This window comes from Mycolicibacter engbaekii, assembly GCF_002101585.1.
GTDB classification, from domain to species: domain Bacteria; phylum Actinomycetota; class Actinomycetes; order Mycobacteriales; family Mycobacteriaceae; genus Mycobacterium; species Mycobacterium engbaekii.
The window spans coordinates 60,213-78,504 of record NZ_LQOT01000076.1 but is presented as its reverse complement, the minus strand read 5'-3'; the positions used below and the strand labels follow the sequence as shown (position 1 = coordinate 78,504).

At 70.0% G+C, this 18,292-nt stretch carries 16 protein-coding genes; 6 read left to right on the top strand and 10 right to left on the bottom strand.

Annotated features, from left to right (window positions below):
- Positions 1-46 precede the first annotated feature (46 nt).
- The 3 genes from AWC02_RS19730 to AWC02_RS19720 are packed head-to-tail and all read right to left on the bottom strand — an operon-like array spanning position 47 to position 4,625.
- The gene (locus tag AWC02_RS19730; RefSeq protein WP_272818994.1) at positions 47-2,827 is read right to left on the bottom strand and encodes an ATP-binding protein; all 2,781 of its coding nucleotides are present in this window, start codon (positions 2,825-2,827) and stop codon (positions 47-49) included.
- Between the two features lie 11 nt (positions 2,828-2,838).
- Complete coding sequence (locus AWC02_RS19725; RefSeq protein ID WP_085130406.1) at positions 2,839-3,795, bottom strand: electron transfer flavoprotein subunit alpha/FixB family protein; 957 nt, start codon at positions 3,793-3,795, stop codon at positions 2,839-2,841.
- A gap of 38 nt (positions 3,796-3,833) precedes the next feature.
- On the bottom strand, positions 3,834-4,625 hold the full coding sequence (locus AWC02_RS19720; protein WP_085130404.1) for an electron transfer flavoprotein subunit beta/FixA family protein: 792 nt from the start codon (positions 4,623-4,625) through the stop codon (positions 3,834-3,836).
- 195 nt (positions 4,626-4,820) lie between these two features.
- On the opposite strand from AWC02_RS19720, the gene AWC02_RS19715 reads away from it, so the two are divergent.
- From AWC02_RS19715 to AWC02_RS19705, 3 genes are all read left to right on the top strand, one after another.
- Positions 4,821-5,627 (top strand): methyltransferase domain-containing protein, encoded by an 807-nt coding sequence (locus AWC02_RS19715; protein WP_085130402.1) that lies wholly within the window; start codon positions 4,821-4,823, stop codon positions 5,625-5,627.
- Positions 5,628-5,734: 107 nt separating this feature from the next.
- A complete protein-coding gene (locus AWC02_RS19710; protein WP_085130781.1) occupies positions 5,735-7,237 on the top strand; it encodes a 1,4-alpha-glucan branching protein domain-containing protein in 1,503 nt (500 codons plus the stop codon).
- Positions 7,238-7,337: 100 nt separating this feature from the next.
- On the top strand, positions 7,338-8,582 hold the full coding sequence (locus tag AWC02_RS19705) for a glycosyltransferase family 4 protein (protein WP_085130400.1): 1,245 nt from the start codon (positions 7,338-7,340) through the stop codon (positions 8,580-8,582).
- A gap of 45 nt (positions 8,583-8,627) precedes the next feature.
- On the opposite strand, the gene AWC02_RS19700 is transcribed toward AWC02_RS19705, so the two are convergent.
- A complete protein-coding gene (locus AWC02_RS19700) occupies positions 8,628-9,665 on the bottom strand; it encodes an alpha/beta hydrolase (RefSeq protein ID WP_336385682.1) in 1,038 nt (345 codons plus the stop codon).
- An 85-nt stretch (positions 9,666-9,750) separates the two neighbouring features.
- Between AWC02_RS19700 and AWC02_RS19695 the strand changes: the two genes are divergently transcribed.
- Both AWC02_RS19695 and AWC02_RS19690 read left to right on the top strand, forming a co-directional pair.
- Positions 9,751-10,728 carry an LLM class flavin-dependent oxidoreductase gene (locus AWC02_RS19695; protein ID WP_085130396.1) on the top strand — a complete coding sequence of 326 codons (978 nt, stop codon included), beginning with the start codon at positions 9,751-9,753 and terminating at the stop codon, positions 10,726-10,728.
- A gap of 36 nt (positions 10,729-10,764) precedes the next feature.
- Positions 10,765-11,607, top strand: coding sequence for a class I SAM-dependent methyltransferase (locus AWC02_RS19690; protein WP_085130394.1), 843 nt, complete (start codon positions 10,765-10,767; stop codon positions 11,605-11,607).
- A 15-nt stretch (positions 11,608-11,622) separates the two neighbouring features.
- Here AWC02_RS19690 and AWC02_RS19685 read toward each other — a convergent pair whose 3' ends face one another.
- Together AWC02_RS19685 and AWC02_RS19680 are read right to left on the bottom strand one after the other, a co-directional pair.
- Positions 11,623-12,021, bottom strand: coding sequence for a PPOX class F420-dependent oxidoreductase (locus AWC02_RS19685; protein WP_085130392.1), 399 nt, complete (start codon positions 12,019-12,021; stop codon positions 11,623-11,625).
- A 65-nt stretch (positions 12,022-12,086) separates the two neighbouring features.
- Positions 12,087-12,827 carry an acyltransferase gene (locus AWC02_RS19680; RefSeq protein WP_046318352.1) on the bottom strand — a complete coding sequence of 247 codons (741 nt, stop codon included), beginning with the start codon at positions 12,825-12,827 and terminating at the stop codon, positions 12,087-12,089.
- A 129-nt stretch (positions 12,828-12,956) separates the two neighbouring features.
- Here AWC02_RS19680 and AWC02_RS19675 point away from each other — a divergent pair, with 129 nt between their 5' ends.
- Positions 12,957-14,216, top strand: a complete 1,260-nt coding sequence (locus AWC02_RS19675) for an outer membrane protein assembly factor BamB (RefSeq protein ID WP_085130779.1) — start codon at positions 12,957-12,959, stop codon at positions 14,214-14,216.
- On the opposite strand, the gene AWC02_RS19670 is transcribed toward AWC02_RS19675, so the two are convergent.
- The 4 genes from AWC02_RS19670 to AWC02_RS19655 form a co-directional block, all read right to left on the bottom strand.
- Positions 14,213-14,911: an esterase gene (locus AWC02_RS19670; protein ID WP_085130390.1), complete on the bottom strand. Its 699-nt coding sequence runs from the start codon at positions 14,909-14,911 to the stop codon at positions 14,213-14,215. The two genes, AWC02_RS19675 and AWC02_RS19670, sit on opposite strands and share 4 nt — an antisense overlap.
- 77 nt (positions 14,912-14,988) lie before the next feature.
- Positions 14,989-16,194 (bottom strand): THUMP-like domain-containing protein, encoded by a 1,206-nt coding sequence (locus tag AWC02_RS19665; RefSeq protein WP_165757945.1) that lies wholly within the window; start codon positions 16,192-16,194, stop codon positions 14,989-14,991.
- Positions 16,191-17,159, bottom strand: a complete 969-nt coding sequence (locus tag AWC02_RS19660; protein ID WP_085130388.1) for a class I SAM-dependent methyltransferase — start codon at positions 17,157-17,159, stop codon at positions 16,191-16,193. Before AWC02_RS19660 ends, AWC02_RS19665 begins: the two co-directional genes overlap by 4 nt.
- A 34-nt stretch (positions 17,160-17,193) precedes the next feature.
- The gene (locus AWC02_RS19655; protein WP_085130386.1) at positions 17,194-18,267 is read right to left on the bottom strand and encodes a histidine phosphatase family protein; all 1,074 of its coding nucleotides are present in this window, start codon (positions 18,265-18,267) and stop codon (positions 17,194-17,196) included.
- Positions 18,268-18,292: the final 25 nt, after the last annotated feature.

The following is an 18,292-nucleotide window of genomic DNA, read 5'->3' as shown; positions in this document are numbered from 1 at the left end:
CACCGTGGGGCGGATGGGGGAACCCCGGAAAGTCCGTAGTCTGCGCTCAGCGGTGCGTGGCGGTGTCTCGCAGCTCCCGGCGTGAGCGGATGCCCAGCTTCGCGAAGACCTTGCGCAGGTGCCATTCGACGGTGTGCGCACTGATGAACAGCTGCGCGGCGATCTCGACGTTCGTCAGGCCCGCAGCCGCCAGGTCGGCGATCTGGCCTTCCTGCGGCGTCAGGACCTCTCCGGCGGCCGCGGTCCGGGGGCCGGCCTTGTCCCCCAGCGCAAGCAGTTCGCGGCGGCTGCGCTGCGCGAAGGCCTGGGCGCCGAACCCGCTGAACATGTCGTGGGCGATCCGCAGCGCAGCGCGAGCGTCGGTGCGCCGCTTCTCCCGGCGAAGCCATTCCCCGTACAGCAGGTGCGCGCGGGCCAGGTCCACGGCGATCCGGGTGCGCCCCAGCCGCTCGACGGCCTCGCGGTAATGCTCCTCGGCGGTCGGCCCGTCATGCACCAGCGCACAGGAGCGGGCCAGCACGCCCAGCCCCCAGTCCGTTCCGCTGACCGTGGCGCGGTCCTGCAGCTGCGCCAGGGCCTGGGCCGCCAGTTCCGGCTCGCCCGCCCGGACTGCCGCCTCCACCAGCTCGGCCAGGTTCATCCCGTAAAGGCCCAGATCTTCGTATTCCAGGGCATGACGCAGCTTCTCGCATGCCGGCCGATAGCGGCCCAGCCCGTTGTAGAGCACCGCGGACGCGTAGCCGATCAGCGCGATGATCCGGCCCTCCCCGCGCGCCGCCCCGCTGCGCGCCGCAGCCTCGATCAGCGCGGTGGCCTCCGCCTCGTCGCCCGTCCAGGCGGCCAGCACCAGCGCGTGATAGCGCACCGGCGTGTGGCCGGCGGCCGCCGAAAGCGCCTCGGCGTCGGCGATCAGCGCCCGCGCGGCAGCGAACTCACCGGACAGCACATGCACTCCGGCCCGGGTGGCCAACGCGGTGGGCAGCATGGCCAGTGCGCCGGTGTCGGTGGCCACGCGCACGGCGTCGGTGGCGATTCGATACCAGGACTCGTCGTCCCACAAGTCGTGCACCGCGGCTTCGTAGCCGACCGGAAACGCCTGCCAGGACCAGGTTTGCGGGGTGAGCGCCGCCACCGCCGCACGCAGCGGTGCGCGGCCGGCCTGGACACCTGCGCTGATTCTGGTGGTCAGGGCCCGCAGCAACAGATCGGCCGGCCGGTGCGGGAGATTCTGCGATCCGGCGGCCAGCGCCGCCGCGGTTTGCCCGCGTACGTGGTCGCCGAAAGCCCGGCCGGCGTACATCGCCGCGCTGACCGCCTCCAGGAGGGTCTGCTGGGCCATTTCGGCGTCCAGTGACTCCAAATGACTTGCTGCCCTGAAGAATTGGTGCACAGAGTCCAGAATGGTGGGAGCGTGCCCACTGCCCCGGCCCCGGGTGAACGCCAGTTGCGCGCGCATCCGCGCCAGCCGTGCGCGTTGCAACTCGTCCAGCGGCGCCAGCTCGGCGACGGCCAGCAGTTCGCCGGCGACATCGAATTCGGCCACCGCGATCTTGGCTTCGGCGGCATCGAGTGCGCGGGATCCGCGCCGCAGCGGTTCCGGGCTGAGTTCGGCGGCGCGGGCCAGGAAGGCCGCCGCGGCGGCGGCGCCGCCGCGCTGCGCCGCCCGGTCGGCGCAGCGGCCCAGCTCCACGGCGACCGCTTCGTCGGGGCCGGCTGCCGCAAGGGCGCGATGCCAGGCCCGCCGGTCGGGGTCGTGCTCGGGGTCGGTGGCCTGCGCCAGCGCGCGGTGGGCGTCGCGGCGGTCCTGCAGGCCTGCCGCACGGTAGATCGCCGAGCGCACCAAGGGATGCCGGAACCGCACCCGCGCACCCACCTCGATCAGGCCGGCTTCCTCGGCCGGGGCCATTGCCGTGGCAGCCAGGCCCAGCGCCCGGGCGGCCGCCGGCAGCAGGGTCGCATCCCCCAGCGGTTCGGCGGCGGCGATCAGCATCAGCCGTTGGGTGGCGTCGGGCAGCGCGCGAATCCGCGCCAGATAGTGGCTTTCGATCTGCCCGGCCACCGGCACCACGTCCGGGCGGTAGTACCCGCCGGCCAGCTCGGCTGCAGACAGTCCCCGTGGCAGTTCCACCAGCGCCAGCGGGTTGCCGTGCGTCTCGGCGACCATGCGGTCGGCGACCCGGGCGTCGATCCGGCCCGGCAGCGCTGATTCCAGCAGCGCACGGGCATCCGATTCGGCCAGGCCGCGCAACATCAGCTTGGGCAACCCCGTCAGGCCCTCGACGGGCTCCCGCAACGCGCACACCAGCACCACGGGTTCGGCCAGCAGTCGGCGCGCCACGAAGCCCAGCGCCTGCACCGAGACGCGGTCGAGCCACTGGGCGTCGTCGACCAGGCACAGCAGCGGCTTGCGGCCGGCGACTCCGGCGAGCAGCCCCAGCACCGCGAGCCCTACCAGAAACCGGTCGGGTGCGGCCCCACTGCTGGTGCCGAAGGCAATGGCCAGCGCCTCGCGCTGCGGTTCGGGCAGTAGGCCGGCCTGGTCGATCAGCGGGGCACACAGTTGCTGCAGCCCGGCGAACGCCAGCTCCATGTCGGACTCCACCCCGGCGGCGCGGATCACCTGGAAATCCGTCGCGGCGCCGGCCAGGTAGTCCATCAGGGCGGTCTTGCCGATCCCGGCCTCGCCCCGCAGGACCAGCACCTGGCTACGACCGGCGCGCGCGGCATCGAGCATCTCGCGCAGCTGCCGGCACTGGGCGTCGCGCCCTCGCAGAAACGGCAAAGCCCCCGACACGCCAGGCGTGCGGGGGCTCTGCCGACTGCTCACACAGAGGAAATCTAACCCTTGCGGGCCTTGACCGCCTCGGTCAGCTGCGGAGCGACCTTGAACAGGTCGCCGACGATGCCGTAGTCGGCGATCTCGAAGATCGGCGCTTCCTCGTCCTTGTTGACCACGACAATGGTCTTGGACGTCTGCATACCGGCCCGGTGCTGGATGGCACCGGAGATACCCAGGGCGATGTAGAGCTGCGGCGAAACCGTCTTACCGGTCTGACCGATCTGGAACTGACCCGGGTAGTAGCCCGAGTCGACCGCGGCACGCGAGGCGCCGACGGCGGCACCGAGCGAGTCGGCCAGCTCCTCGACCACCGAGAAGCTCTCCGCGCTGCCCACACCGCGACCACCGGCGACCACGATGGGGGCCTCGGTGAGCTCCGGCCGGTCACCGGCCACGGCCGGCTCCCGCGAGGTGATCTTGGTGGCGTTCTCGGCCGGCGCGGGAACCTCGACGTTGACCTGCTCGCCCGCACCGTCGGCCGGCACCGGCTCGACGGCACCCGCCCGCACGGTGATGACCGGGAGTTCGCCGGTGGGCTCGGCGTCGACGGTGTAGGCACCACCGAAGATCGAGTGCACCACCTTGGCGCCGGGCTTGACGTCGACCACGTCGACCAGCAGAGCCGAACCGATCCGGGCCGCCAGCCGTCCGCCGACCTCCTTGCCCTCGGCGTTGGCGGCGATCAGCACCGCCGCCGGGGCGGCCGACTCCGCCAGCCCGGCGAGCACGTCGACGATCGGGGTGACCAGGTAGCTGTCCACCACGTCGGACTCGGCGACGTAGATCTTGGCGGCGCCCGCCGCCTTCAGGCCGTCCACCAGCGGGGCGGCGGTGCCGGGGGCACCGACGACGACGGCAGACGGTTCGCCGAGCTCACGCGCGGCGGTGATCAGTTCGGAGCTGACCTTCTTCAGCGCTCCATCAGCGTGCTCAACGAGCACAAGTACTTCAGCCATGTCTATTTCTTCCGTCTTCTTCCAGGTCCGGGGAGCGCTTAGATGATCTTCTGGCCGACCAGGTACTCGGCGATCTTGCTGCCGCCGTCGCCCTCGTCGGTCACCTTCTCGCCGGCGGTCTTCGGCGGCTTCGGGGTCGAAGCGGTCACCTTGCAACCGGCGTTGGCCAGACCGACCTCGTCGGCTTCGACGCCGATCTCGGCCAGGGTGAGCACGGTGACTTCCTTCTTCTTGGCGGCCATGATGCCCTTGAAGGAGGGGAAGCGCGGCTCGTTGATCTTCTCGTTGACGCTCACCACGGCCGGCAGCGAGGCCTCCAGGGTGAACACGCCGTCGTCGGTCTCGCGCTCGCCGGTGATCTTGCCGCCCTCGACGGTCAGCTTGCGCAGGTGGGTCAGCTGGGGCAGGCCCAGGTACTCGGCGATGATCGCCGGAACCGCGCCACCGGCGCCGTCGGTCGACTCGTTACCGGCGATGACCAGCTCGGTGCCCTCGATGGCACCCAGGGCACGCGCCAGCGCCCAGCCGGTCTGGATGACGTCAGAACCCTTCATGCCGTCGTCAAGGATGTGCACAGCCTTGTCGGCGCCCATCGACAGCGCCTTACGGATCGCCTCGGTCGCCCGCTCGGGGCCGGCCGTCAGGACCGTGACCGTGCCTTCGGCGCCTTCGGCCTCCCGGATCTGCAACGCCTCTTCGACGGCGCGCTCGTTGATCTCGTCGAGTACGGCGTCGGCAGCCTCACGGTCCAGCGTGAAGTCACCGTCGCTGAGTTTGCGCTCCGACCAGGTGTCTGGGACCTGTTTGATCAGGACCACGATGTTCGTCATGAGTGTGGTTCGTCCTCCTCGAAGGGGTCCTGCGGCGGGCCACAAGACTTCGGTAGCGATTCACGCAGCCGCACGAGAAATGTTACTCACCGGTAACTTAATGCGGTTCGCGTGTACAGCGTAGCGGGTCGTGATAATGCCAGTGCGGGGTAGCCGGTTCGTAGACCGCGCCCTTCGCGTTAGCCTGCCTGTGCGATGAAATCTACGAATCCCGCCGGAGACCCCACCGGCACGCCGCTCAGCGACAGCACACTGACGCTGACCGGGGAACGCACCATCCCCGGACTCGACGTCGAGAACTACTGGTTCCGGCGACACGAGGTGGTGTACCAGCAGCTGGCGCCCCGGTGCCGCGGCCTTGAAGTCCTGGAGGCCGGCTTCGGCGAGGGCTACGGCGCCGACCTGATCGCGGGCGTGGCCCAGCGGGTGATCGGCGTGGATTACGACGACGCGGCGGTGGCCCACGTACGGGCCCGCTACCCGCGCGTAGAAGCCGTCCAGGGCAACCTCGCCGAGTTGCCGCTGCCCGATGCCGCCGTGGATGTCGTGGTCAACTTCCAGGTCATCGAGCACCTGTGGGACCAGGGGCAGTTCATCGCCGAATGCGCCCGGGTGCTGCGGCCCGGCGGCCTGCTGATGATCTCCACCCCCAACCGAATCACCTTCTCCCCCGGCCGCGACACCCCGATCAACCCCTTCCACACCCGCGAACTCAACGCCGCCGAGCTGACCGAACTGCTGCTCGAGGGAGGCTTCGTCATGGACGGCATGTACGGGGTCTTTCACGGACCGGCGCTAGCCGAGATGGACGCCCGCCACGGCGGCTCGATCATCGACGCCCAGATCGCCCGGGCGGTCGCCGACGCGCCGTGGCCGCCGGAGTTACTGGCCGATGTCGCCGCAGTCACCAGCGACGACTTCGACATCGTGAATGCTGCGGACCGCGACAGCCCGGATATCGATGACAGCCTGGATCTGGTGGCGATCGCGGTGCGCCCGTGAGCGAGGAATCGAGCGGTTCGGCAAGGCTCGCCGGAGTCGGCCCCACGGCCGGCGGAGGCGAGGCGAAGCCGGGACCGCGTCAGCAGCCCGGCGGCTCGGTACCGGGCCTGTTCACCCTGGTGCTGCACACCCATCTGCCCTGGCTGGCACACCACGGCCGCTGGCCGGTCGGCGAGGAATGGCTCTACCAGTCCTGGTCGGCGGCGTACCTGCCGTTGATCCGGGTCCTGCGGACCCTGGCCGCCGAAGGCCGGCGCAACCTCCTCACGCTCGGTGTGACACCGGTGGTCGCCGCCCAACTCGACGATCCCTACTGCCTGGACGGGATGCACCACTGGCTGGCGAACTGGCAGCTGCGCGCCACCCAGGCCACGACCCTGCCCGACATCCGCCCCTTCGGGCTGCGGGAATGCGCCGCCGCCGAGCAGGCCCTCGAGGAGTTCGGGTTGCTGTGGCGCCACGGCGCCAGCCCGCTGTTTCGCGAGTTGGTGCAGGCCGAAACGGTGGAACTGCTCGGCGGTCCGCTCGCCCACCCGTTCCAGCCGCTGCTGGCGCCCCGGCTGCGCCAGTTCGCGCTGCGGGAGGGCCTGGCCGACGCCCAGGCCCGGCTGGCCCATACGCCCACCGGCATCTGGGCTCCGGAGTGCGCCTACACCCCCGGCCTGGAGACCGAGTACGCGGCTGCAGGCGTCACGCACTTCATGGTCGACGGCCCGTCGCTGCACGGCGACACCACGCTGGGCCGGCCGGTGGGCGACTCCGGCGTGATCGCGTTCGGCCGTGACCTGTCGGTCAGCTACCGGGTGTGGTCGCCGAAGTCCGGCTATCCCGGACATGAGGCCTACCGCGATTTCCACACCTACGACCACCGCACCGGCCTGAAGCCGTCCCGCGTGACGGGCCGCAACGTCGCGCCCGAGCAGAAGGCACCGTATGACCCGCAGCGCGCCGACGCCGCGATCGACGCCCACGTCGCCGACTTCGTCTCGGTGGTCCGCAAGCGGCTGCAGGCGGAGTCGCAACGGATCGGACGGCCGGCGCATGTGGTCGCGGCCTTCGACACCGAGCTGTTCGGCCACTGGTGGTATGAGGGACCGACCTGGCTGGGCCGGGTGCTGCGAGCCCTGCCGGAAGCAGGCATCCGCGTCGGCACCCTCTCGGACGCGATCAGCGCCGGCTTCGTCGGTCAGCCGGTGGAACTGCCGCCCAGTTCGTGGGGCTCGGGCAAGGATTGGCGGGTGTGGGCCGGCGAGAAGGTCTCCGACTTGGTGCAGCTCAACGCCGAGGTGACCGAGACCGCCCTGGGCGCCGTAGACAAGGCACTGGCACAGTCGGCGACGCCGTCTGGACCCACTCCGCGCGACCGGGTCGCCGACCAGATCCTGCGTGAGGCCCTGCTGACGGTGTCCAGCGACTGGCCGTTCATGGTCAGCAAGGACTCCGCGGCCGACTACGCCCGCTACCGCGCGCAGTTGCATGCGCACGCCACCCGGGAGATCGCCGACGCCCTGGCCGGCGGGCACCGGGACACCGCCGCACGCCTGGCCGACGGCTGGAATCGGGCCGACGGCCTGTTCGGCGCCCTCGATGCCCGTAGGCTGCCACGGTGAGCCCCCGCGCCACCTACGGCGCGCGTATCTGCGCGCGCCCTAAACGCCGGGACTACGACCGCCGCTGCCTCCGCCCGACCCATAAGAACGGACCCGCCACGTGAAGATCCTGATGGTGTCGTGGGAATACCCGCCGGTGGTGATCGGCGGACTGGGTCGCCATGTTCATCACCTGTCGACCGCGCTGGCCGCAGCCGGACACGACGTGGTCGTGCTGTGCCGGCGCCCCGACGGCACCGACCCGAGCACGCACCCGTCCTCGGATGAGATCAGCGAGGGCGTGCGAGTGGTCGCCGCCGCGCAGGACCCCCACGAGTTCTCCTTCGGCACCGACATGATGGCCTGGACGCTGGCGATGGGCCATTCGATGGTCCGCCCCGGACTGGCGCTGAAGATCGACGGCGGCCAAAGCGTGTGGCGTCCCGATCTGGTGCACGCCCACGACTGGCTGGTGGCACATCCGGCGATCACCCTCGCCGAGTTCTATGACGTCCCGCTGGTTTCCACCATCCATGCCACCGAGGCCGGACGGCACTCCGGCTGGGTATCGGGAGCGTTGAGCCGCCAGGTGCACGCGGTGGAGTCGTGGCTGGTCCGCGAATCCGATTCGCTGATCACCTGTTCGGCGTCGATGCGTGATGAGATCACCGACCTGTTCGGTCCCGGGCTCGCCGAGACCACCGTGATCCGCAATGGAATCGACGCCGCGCGTTGGCCTTTCGCCCAACGACAGCCGCGCAACGGCCCCCCCGAGCTGTTGTTCGTCGGGCGTCTCGAATACGAGAAGGGCGTCCACGACATCATCGCGGCCCTGCCCCGGATCCGGCGCGCTCACCCGGGCACCACGTTGACCATCGCGGGCGACGGCACCCAGCAGGACTGGCTGGTCGAGTGCGCCCGAAAGAACCGGGTGCTCAAGGCAACCCGGTTCATCGGCCGGGTCGACCATGACGAGTTGCTGAAACTGCTGCACCGGGCCGATGTGGCCGCGCTGCCCAGCCACTACGAGCCGTTCGGCCTGGCGGCACTCGAGGCCGCCGCCGCCGGCACTCCCCTGGTGGTAGCCGACGTCGGCGGACTGGGCGAGGCGGTGATCGACGGCGAGACCGGCGTGTCCTGCCCGCCGCGCGACGTACCGGCCCTCGCCGCCGCGGTGTGCCGCGTGCTCGATGACCCCGCGGCGGCTCAACGTCGCGCCGTGGCGGCCCGGGAACGGCTCAGCTCCGACTTCGACTGGCACACCGTCGCCGAGGAGACGGCCCAGGTGTACCTGGCGGCCAAGCGCCGCGAACGCGAGCCGCAGCCCCGCCGGCCGATCATCGAACACGCGCTGCCCGACCGGTAGACCCACCAGCGCCGCAGCGTCGGCGTCACGGGCTGTGTCCCGCGACTACAGCGAACCCAGATACCTCAGCCGATGCGCGACAACGCGTTTCGACACGTCGGCATCGGGCGCCAGCAGGTCGAACGCGTGGGGGCAGCCGGGGTAGACATGCGCTTCGACTCCGACGCCCGCGACCAGCAACCGGTGGGCAAAGGCGAGGTCCTCAGCGGCGAAGATGTCCAGCCCGCCCACATCGATGTAGGTCGGCGGTAGGCCGCCCAGCTGGTCCGCACGGGCCGGTGCGGCATAGCCGTCGGCGGCGCGCTCGCCCAGCAGCGCCGCCCAGCCCGTGGCGTTGTCCTGGTAGCTCCAGGTGCACAGGGCTGGGCCCGGCGCGCCGCCATCACGGGTCCGGTCGTCGAGCATCGGGTAGACCAACAGCTGGGCGGCGATCGCCGGTCCGCCCCGGTCCCGGGCCAGCATGCTCACACCCGCGGCCAGTCCGCCGCCCGCGCTGTCCCCCATCACCGCCAGCCGGGCCGGGTCTACGCCCAGCTCGCGGGCGTGCTCGCGCAGCCAGCACAGTGCCGCGTAGCAGTCCTGCAGCGGAGTCGGATGCGGGAACTCCGGGGCGACACGGTAATCCACCACCAGCATCGGCACTCCGGAGGCAGCGACATAGCCGCGTACCGCCGCGTCGTACAACACACCCACATGCGCCCAGTCCAGGATCATCCCGCCGCCGTGCAGGTACAGCACCGCGCTGCCGGGTCCGGCCGTACCGGCCCTGCGATACCAGCGCAGGGCGAGCCTGTCGGCCCCGTTGCCGCACGAGAACTCGTCGACCTCAACGCCGGTGACCGGCGGCCGGGTGGCCAGCACCTGCCGGAACGTGTGGCCCGCGTTTGCCCGGCGCGTCACGACGTCGCCCACCGCGGGCTGCGGCGCGCCGGCGGCGCCGTCTCGCGTCGCCAGCAGTACAGCGGCCACCTGGGGGTCGGCTGCGCCGTGCAAAACCGTTCCGCTCGGCGGCGATTCAGCTGCCCACGTCGCACCTGCCGCCAGCGCGCCGACGCCGCGGGGCTGCCTCACCGGACCGGTCACAGGCCCTAGGCTAACCGCGGGGCACCGCGTTGATCCCCGATTCATCGTTTCGTTGTGCCCGCGCCCCAGGAGGTGACCTCAGCTCATGCCGCTACTGAGTGCACTGCGCCTGAACATGACCAACGTTCCCGGTGCCGGCAATGCCGAACGCTACCGGGCGGCACTGGACATGGCCGCCTACGCCGACGCCAACGGGGTGACCGCGATCGGCTGCGAAGAACATCATCTGGCCGCCACCGGCTGGCTGCCCGCGCCGCTGATGATGGCCGCCGCCGTCGCCGGAGCCACCCGCAACATCCGCATCAGCGTCAACGCGCTGTTGGTGCCGCTCTACCATCCGGTGCGCCTTGCCGAAGACATTGCGGTACTGGATCACCTGTCCGCGGGCCGGGTCAGCTACGTCGCCGGTATCGGTTACCGCCGGGCGGAGTACCACGCCGTCGGGAAAGACTTCCGGCGACGCGGCCGGCTGATGGACGAATGCCTCGAGGTGCTGCTCAAGGCGTGGGGCGACCAGCCGTTCGACTACCAGGGCCACCTGCTGGACGTGACGCCCAAGCCGTACACCAAGCCCCATCCCGTGTTGTTTCTCGGCGGGATGAGCGCCGCGGCCGCCCGCCGCGCCGCCCGGTTCGGCTTGCCGTTCTCCCCGCCCATGCCGATGCCCCAGATCGAAGCGGTGTATCGGGATGAACTGGCACGCTTGGGCAAACAGGGGTTTGTGTTCAGTCCCGAGAACGGCAACACCGTGACGCATCTGACCACCGACCCGGAGTCGGCGTGGGCCCGGTGCGGCAGATACTTCCTGCACGAGACGACCGAGTACAGCTCCTGGGCGGTGCCCGACGTGCCGCGTCCCAACGAAAGCCCGGCCGCCACCCTCGCTGAGCTGCGCGCGTCGGCTAAGGTGGAGCTGCTGACCCCCGAACAGCTCATCGCGCAGTGTCGCGCCGGCCGGACCGGGGTGACCGTGCATCCGCTGATCGGCGGGCTGCCCCTGGAGGAGGGCTGGGAGAGCCTGCGACTGCTGGCCGAACGGGTGCTGCCGGCACTGCAGCCTTAGATCGCCGCAGGCCCGACCCACCGTTTCTCCGATACCATGGGCGCGGTGGACCGCCCAGAATCCAGAGTCGACGCCAGCGCGCTGAACGGGGTTTCCGAGACCGCCCTGATGACGCTCAGCGGGCGCGCCTATCAGGCCGCGCACGCCGAGGCCATCATCGACGACCCCGAGGCGATACGACTCGTCGAGTCGATCGCCTTCGACTTCGACAAATTCGGGCGTCGCGGCCAGGAGATGGCGTTGCGGTCGCTGGCCGTCGACCGATGCGCGACCACATACCTGCGCCAACATCCCGACGCGACGGTTGTCGCGCTTGCCGAAGGCTTCCAAACCAGCTTCTGGCGGTTGAACGCTGCCATACCCGATGCGCGATTCAAGTGGGTGTCAGTGGATCTGGAGCCGGTGATGCGGCTACGCGAACAGTTGCTGCCGCCGTCGCCGCGCATCACCAACCTGGCGCAGTCGGCCCTGGACTACAGCTGGATGGACCAGGTCGACTCCAGCGCCGGTGTCTTCCTCACCGCCGAAGGTCTGCTGATGTATCTGCAGCCGAGTCAGGCCATCGACCTGATCTCCGCGTGCGCCGCTCGCTTCCCCGGCGGTCAGATGTTCTTCGATCTGCCGCCGACCCTGGTCAAGCGACTCGCTCCGCGCGGGATGCGTTCATCACGGCACTATCGCGTGCCCCCGATGCCGTTCAGCCTGTCGGCGCGTCAGCTCGCCGGGCTGACCCGCACGGTGCCGGGCATCAGCGCCGTGCACGATGTGCCGATGCCGAAAGGCCGGGGCCTGTTCTTCGCCACCGTGTTTCCGGCGTTGTGGCAGTGGGGGCCCATGAAGAACCTGCGGGGCGCCTACACACTGCTGGAGTTCGGCTGAGAACTCCGGGCGACCTCAGCTGCTCGCGGGTGCCGGAGTGATTTCCAGCCCGATGTGCACCTTGTCGATCCCACCGCGCACCAGCGAGTGCGGGACGAACCACCAGGCGTGCCACCAGTACCGTTTGACGACGGCGTCATAGACCCGCCGGGTCTCGGACTTGGGCAGCACCCGGGCGACCGCCTCCACGGGTTCGCCCTTGGGTTTGCCCAGGACCCCGCACTTTTGGATGGTGACCCGCGGCGTGTTCTTGATCCGCTTGGTTTTCCACGATCCGTCGTCGGTGATGACCCAGAGCCGGTCCCCGACGGGCGCGCCCCACACCGGGGTCGGTTTGGGCTTGCCGTCCTTGGTGAAGGTCGTGAGCAGCAGGTACTTTGCTCGGTACACATCGGAGAATGCCGGTGTCGTCATGCCCGGATTCTCGCAGGTTTCCCCCGGTCACGCGGGCACACGCCGGACTCAGGCGGCGGGCAGGCTCAGCTCTGGGCGGCCTTCTTGCGTTCGATGTCGGCCAGCGCGGCCGCCAACTCGGCCCGCTCGGCCGCCGAGGTCTCCCAGGCCAGTTTGCGGTTCTTGACCACCTTCGCCGGCGCCCCCACCGCGATCGAGTAGTCGGGGATGACGCCTTTGACCACGGCGTGGGCGCCCAGGACGCAACCACGGCCGACGCTGGTGTCGCGCAGAATGGTGACCTTGGCCGCGATCCAGGTGTCCGGCCCGATCCGCACCGGACTCTTGATGATGCCCTGGTCCTTGATCGGCACCGTGATGTCGTCCATCTTGTGGTCGAAGTCGCAGACGTAGCACCAGTCGGCCATCAGCACCGAATCCCCGAGCTCGATGTCGAGGTAGGTGTTGATGACGTTGTCGCGGCCCAGCACCACCTTGTCACCGAGCCGCAGCGACCCCTCGTGCGCCCGGATGGTGTTCTTGTCGCCGATGTGCACCCAGCGGCCGATCTCCATGTATGACATCTCCGGGGTGGCCTGGATCTCCACGCCCTTGCCCAGGAACACCATGCCGCGGGTGATGATGTGCGGGTTGGCCAGCTTGAACTTCAGCAGCCGCCAGTACCGCACCAGATACCACGGCGTGTAGGCCCGGTTGGCCAGTACCCAGCGCAGCGAGGCCAGGGTGAGGAATTTGGCCTGGCGCGGGTCCCGAAGCCGCGAACCCCGCCAGCGTTTGTGGATTGGAGCACCCCACATCGTCGTCATGGCCGGAAAGCCTACGCGAGCGAGTTCTCGCCACGCGCTACCCTCACCTGGACTCGTTCACTGACCGGCCGGGGATTGGGGTTTACCACTGTGTTGCGGCGACGTGGTGTCCTGGCCGGAATCGCACTCCTGGTGGTGGCGGCCGTGCTGGGAGGCTGCGCCAATACCGATTCCTGGGTGCAGGCCGCGCCCGCACCGGGCTGGCCGGCTCAATACGCCGACGCCGCCAACAGCAGCCATACCGCTACCGCGGGAGCCGGTGACCTGCAGTTGGACTGGATCCGCTCGGTCAAGGGCGAGCTGGGAGCGCAGCCCGCGCTGGGCGCGCACGGCTGGATGATGCTCAACGCTCAGACCGAGGCCGGGTGCTCGCTGATGCAGTGGGAGAACGCCGACCGCGGACGGCAACGCTGGTGCACCCGGCTGCATCAGGGCGGCGGCTTCTTCGGCCCGCTCATCGACGGCTTCGACAACGTCTACGTGGGCCAGCCGGGTGCCATGCTGTCGTTCCCGCCGACGCAGTGGATTCGCTGGCGCGCACCGGTGATCGGCATGCCCTCGACACCGCGGATCCTCGGTGACGGGCTGTTGCTGGTGGTGACCCACCTGGGCCAGGTGCTGATTTTCGACGCGCACAGCGGCAACGTCGTGGGAACACCGCTGGACCTCGTGGACGGCATCGACCCCACCGATTTCCGGCGCGGTCTGTCCGACTGCGCGAGCGCGCGGCCGGACTGCCCCGTCGCGGCGGCGCCGGCCTTCTCGCCGGCGAGCAACATGGCGGTGGTCAGCGTGTGGCAGCCCGGCGCCAGGGAGTCCGAGCTGGTCGGCCTGCGGTACCACCCGGGCGGCAGCCCGCTGCTCACGCAGGAGTGGAGCAGCGACGCCGTGGCGGCCGGGGTCCTGGCCAGCCCCGTCCTGTCTGCCGACGGCGCGACGGTGTACGTCAACGGGCGCGACCAGCGCCTGTGGGCGATCAACGCCGACGACGGCAAGGCGAAATGGTCCGTGCCGCTGAAGTTCCTGGCCCAGACCCCGCCGGCGGTGACCCCCGGTGGGCTGATCGTCTCCGGCGGCGGGCCCGATACCCAGCTGGTCGCCTTCGCCGACCGCGGTGACTACGCCGAGCAGGTGTGGCGCCGCGAGGACACCGTGCCACTGTCCTCGTCGAGCCTGGCCACCGACGTGGCCTACACCGTGACCGCCGGCACCAGTCTGGGCCCGGCGGGGTTGTCGCTGCTGGTGTTCGCCCCGACCGACGGCCACACGATCAACAGTTACCCGCTGCCGGAAGCACGCGGCTTCCCGGTGGGCGTGGCGGTCGGCAATGACCGGCGGGTTGCGGTGGCCACCAGCGCCGGCCAGGTGTTCAGCTTCGCCCCTGCCTAGACGGCCAGTGGCGGAATGGCCGTGCGCGGCACTTTGACCGAGGTGGCGCCGGCGCTCATCGGCAACAGTTCGCCGGGCGAGAAGTAGAAGATCACCTCGTCGTTGGTGATGGCGAAATTCTGGTAGTGCGCCGGGTCGAGCCCCGAGCCCGACGAGATCAGGATCGCCGGCACGCCGGTCTGGCGTTCGAGGTCGCGCTGCACGATGGGAAAGATCGTGTCCAGCGGCTTGCTGTTGGGCGCAAACAGGGTCTCGAAAGTGATCGGCTTGCGGGTCGTCAAGTCGTAGTTGAAGGCCTGATACCAGGTCGACGCCTGCGGGCCGCCGAGGTCCTGGAAGATCTTCAACACGACACTCTGGGTGCCTTTGGCGCCCTGGCCCGAGCGGTGCTGTTCGGACGTGGCGTCCATCTCGTAGGGCATGTCCCGCGAGCCGGTCGACTTTGCCACGGTCAAGAACCCGTCGCGGTTCTGAACCAGATAGTCGGTGAGGGTCTGCTGGTCGGGATAGTCGACCGGGAACCGCATGTCCAGGGTGTAGCTCGCGGTGGAGGCGTGCACGTGGCACTGCCCGGAGTCCAGCGTGCCGCCCAGTTCGGCGCAGGGCGACACCGCTCCCGCCGAGGGAAAGTTCGTCATACCCAGCCAGCCGCCTACTGCACCGCCCGCCACCAGGGCGGCCACCAGAATGCGCATTGTCGGATTGTCTCGCTTTGTCTCGCCTTGCCGCAGCAAGCTGGAATGGCCCCGAAGCCGTCAGCCTACCGGTCCGGTCACCTCGATGGGCGGCAGACGAACGCAATCGCCCGGGCGGCCGGCCCGGTCCCGATCCGGGTGATCACCACCGAAAGGGGCACGTCCCCGCGCAACCGCAAGCGGCGACGCAGACCGTCCGGATCGGCCTGCACGTCGCGCACACCGCGCACCAGAATCTCCAGCGCGCCGCAGCCGCGTGCCGCGAGCGCCTGCCGCAGCCGCTTCTCGCTGTAGGGCAACTCCTCGAGGACCTCGAATCCGCGCATGCCGTCCGGCAATTCGGCACCGGAGAGATAGGCGATGTCGGGGTCGAGCTGCCACAGCCGGTGGCGAGCGGCGTACTGGCGGACCAGGCCGGCCCGCACGACCGCTCCGTCGGGGTCGATGATCCAGCGTCCCGCCGGCCGCACGTCGCAGTCGGCTGCTTCGGTGTCGGTGATCTGCTCGCCCCGGTCGAGGAGCACGGCGCGGCGGCGGACGCCGGGTTCGGCCAGGCCGGGCGACCACAGGCAGGCTTCGCGTACCGACGCCCGCCACGAGGTGACTTCGATCTCGCCGTCGAATCCGAGTTGGTGGACCTGCGTGAAATCGATTCCGGGAGCAACCTTTACCACCAGGTGGCGTTCGCGGTAGACCTCGAGCAGCCGGTCCAGCGCGGGCTGGTAGTCGGCCGGGTCGAAGCGGCGTCGCCCGCCGCCCCGCCGGCCGGGGTCGGCCAGAACCACCGTGGCTCGGCTGACCGGCCGCAGTGCGTCGGCGCGCACCAACCCGACCCCGCCCACGTTGTGACGCGCCATCGCCAGCCGTACCGGATCGAGGTCGCTGCCCAGTACCCGATCGGTCGCCTCGGTCAACGCTGCCAGTTCGGTGCCGACCGAACAGGTGACGTCGTGCACGAGGGCCCCTGGCGCCGCGGCGCCGATCCGTTGCGCGCGGTGCCGTGCGACCGGGGCGGCGCTGGCCTGCTGCAGCGCCTCGTCGGTGAACAGCCAGTGGGCGGTCTGCGGCAGCTCTGCCAGTTTGGCGGCGGCCCGGCGGCGCAGCAGGATGGTCTCGACCAGCGCGGGTGTCCGGTCGCCGTAGCGGCGGCGCAGTGCGGCGATGTCGGCGATCCGGGTGGCGTCGCCGAGCTTAAGGCCCGCGATCTCGGCCTGGGCGGCGCCACCGGCCTCCGAGCACAGGTACCGGACGTCTTCCGGCGTGAAGCCGAAGCCGCCTGTCAGGACGGTTTGACCCCGGTGACCAGCAGGTTGTAGAACCAGCCCTTGGGCACCACCCGGCTGAGCACGTTGGCGTCCACCCAGCTCAGGGTGGTCCAACTGCCGAACGCGAACTTCGCCCACTTCCAGCCCAGCTTGCCCGGCGGGACGGTCGACTCGAAGGTGCGGACCGGCCACCCGAGCATGGCGGCGGTGAATTCCTCGCTCGCGGTGCGGACTTCGACGGCGCCGGCGTTGGTCGCCATGCGCTCGAGGTCACTCGGCTTGAAGGTGTGCAGGTCGACGATCCACTCCAGGGCAGCGGCCCGCGAGTTCTCGTCGAGCTCGGCCTGCGGCCGGCGCCACGAACCCATCCCGGGCAGCTTCATCGCCGCGACCGTGGTCTTCCATGTCAGATCGGCGAGCCGGCGGGCGTAGAAGTTGCCGACCGTGGTGGGCTCGCCGGCGAATACGAAGCGCCCGCCGGGCTTGAGCACCCGCAGCACCTCGCGCAGCGACAACTCGACGTCGGGGATGTGGTGCAACACCGCGTGGCCCACGACCAGGTCGAAGGTGTTGTCCTCATACGGGATGCCTTCGGCATCGGCGACCCGGCCGTCGACGTCCAGGCCCAGGTTCTTGCCGTTGCGGGTGGCGACCTTGACCATGCCGGGCGACAGGTCGGTGACCGATCCCTTGCGGGCCACCCCGGACTGCATGAGGTTGAGCAGGAAGAAGCCCGTGCCACAGCCCAGCTCCAGTGCCCGCTCGTAAGGCAGGGCCGCCCGCTCGGCTTCGGGCACGATCACATCGAAGCGGCCCCGCGCATAGTCGATACAGCGTTCGTCATAGGAGATCGACCACTTCTCGTCGTACTGCTCGGCTTCCCAGTCGTGGTAGAGCACCTGCGCGAGCTTGCTGTCGTGCCGAGCCGCCTCCACCTGTTCGGCGGTCGCGTGCGGGTTCGGCGTCGGGTCCGTACTCGTCATGGTCAGTCAGCCTAACGGCTGGCCGCTCCCCCGCTCAGATCGCTCCCATGAAGCTCGTGGAAAGTGCGTCGAAGGGCTCGGCGGCCACGGCGGTATCGCCGCCCAGCGCGCCGGCGATGGTGTCGAGCACCGCCTGGGGGAACGCTTCGAACGCGGCGAGCACATCGGTGAAGCCGGTCTGCAGCGCCGCGGTGATGTCGGCGGGGTCGCCGCCCTCGATGGCCTCCCAGATGTGCCAGGCGGCCACCTGCGGCGCGACGATCAGCTCACGGAAGTCGACAAACAGTCCGGTGAGCAGGTCGGGTGTCGCCGGTACGGGCGTCCCGTTCCAGCTGACCATCGTCCAGCCGTCGGCGGGGCTGCCCTGCAGGATGGCCTGGCCCGCATTCGGGGGCGGCCCGAGTGTTTCGAGCAACTGCTGCAACAGCAGCAGAAATGGCGGGTTCTCGACGTTCATCAGCGCCCAGATCGCGATCGGGCCGCCGCTGGAATAGGCCACGCTGGTCAGGGGGCCGTCGCCGGCAATGGTGTTCTGGTAGATGGTGTCGATGGCGCCGGTGACCCGCTCGTCGAACACCACCCCGTTCGGCGTGGCCGCAGAACCCAGCTGCGGCACCAGGACCAGCCCGAGCACCCACGCGGCCATGGGCGCGAAATAGCCGATCTGGGTCAGCAGATCGCGCGGCTGGCCCTCCCAGATCCCGGCGTCGATCTCGTTGAGCCCGCTGAGCACCTGCATCTGCATGCCCAGCGCCTCGGCCAGCGGCTCGGCGGTCTGCTGGGTACGCAGAAGCTCCGAGGCGTAGACCCCGCTGATGCCGTCGGGAAAGCTCGCCAGGATGGCCTGGGCGACGGCGTCGGCCTGCTGTAGGCCGGTCTCGGTGAGCCCGGCACCGGGTGGCAGCGTGCCGAGGATGCCCAGGAAGTCGTCGGTGGACTGACCGTGTCGCACCAGGTCCAGGGTGATCTGTTCGGCGGCCGCGGCGAGCGCGATACCGGCGGGGACGGCGGCGGCGGCGGGCGGCGGTGCCGTCGCCGATGCGCATCCGACCAGCACAGCCCCGGCCAGCACACCGGCTGACCACTGACGGGTTCCCCCTCGCCGCATGTCCGTCCTCCCCCAGTCAGGACGC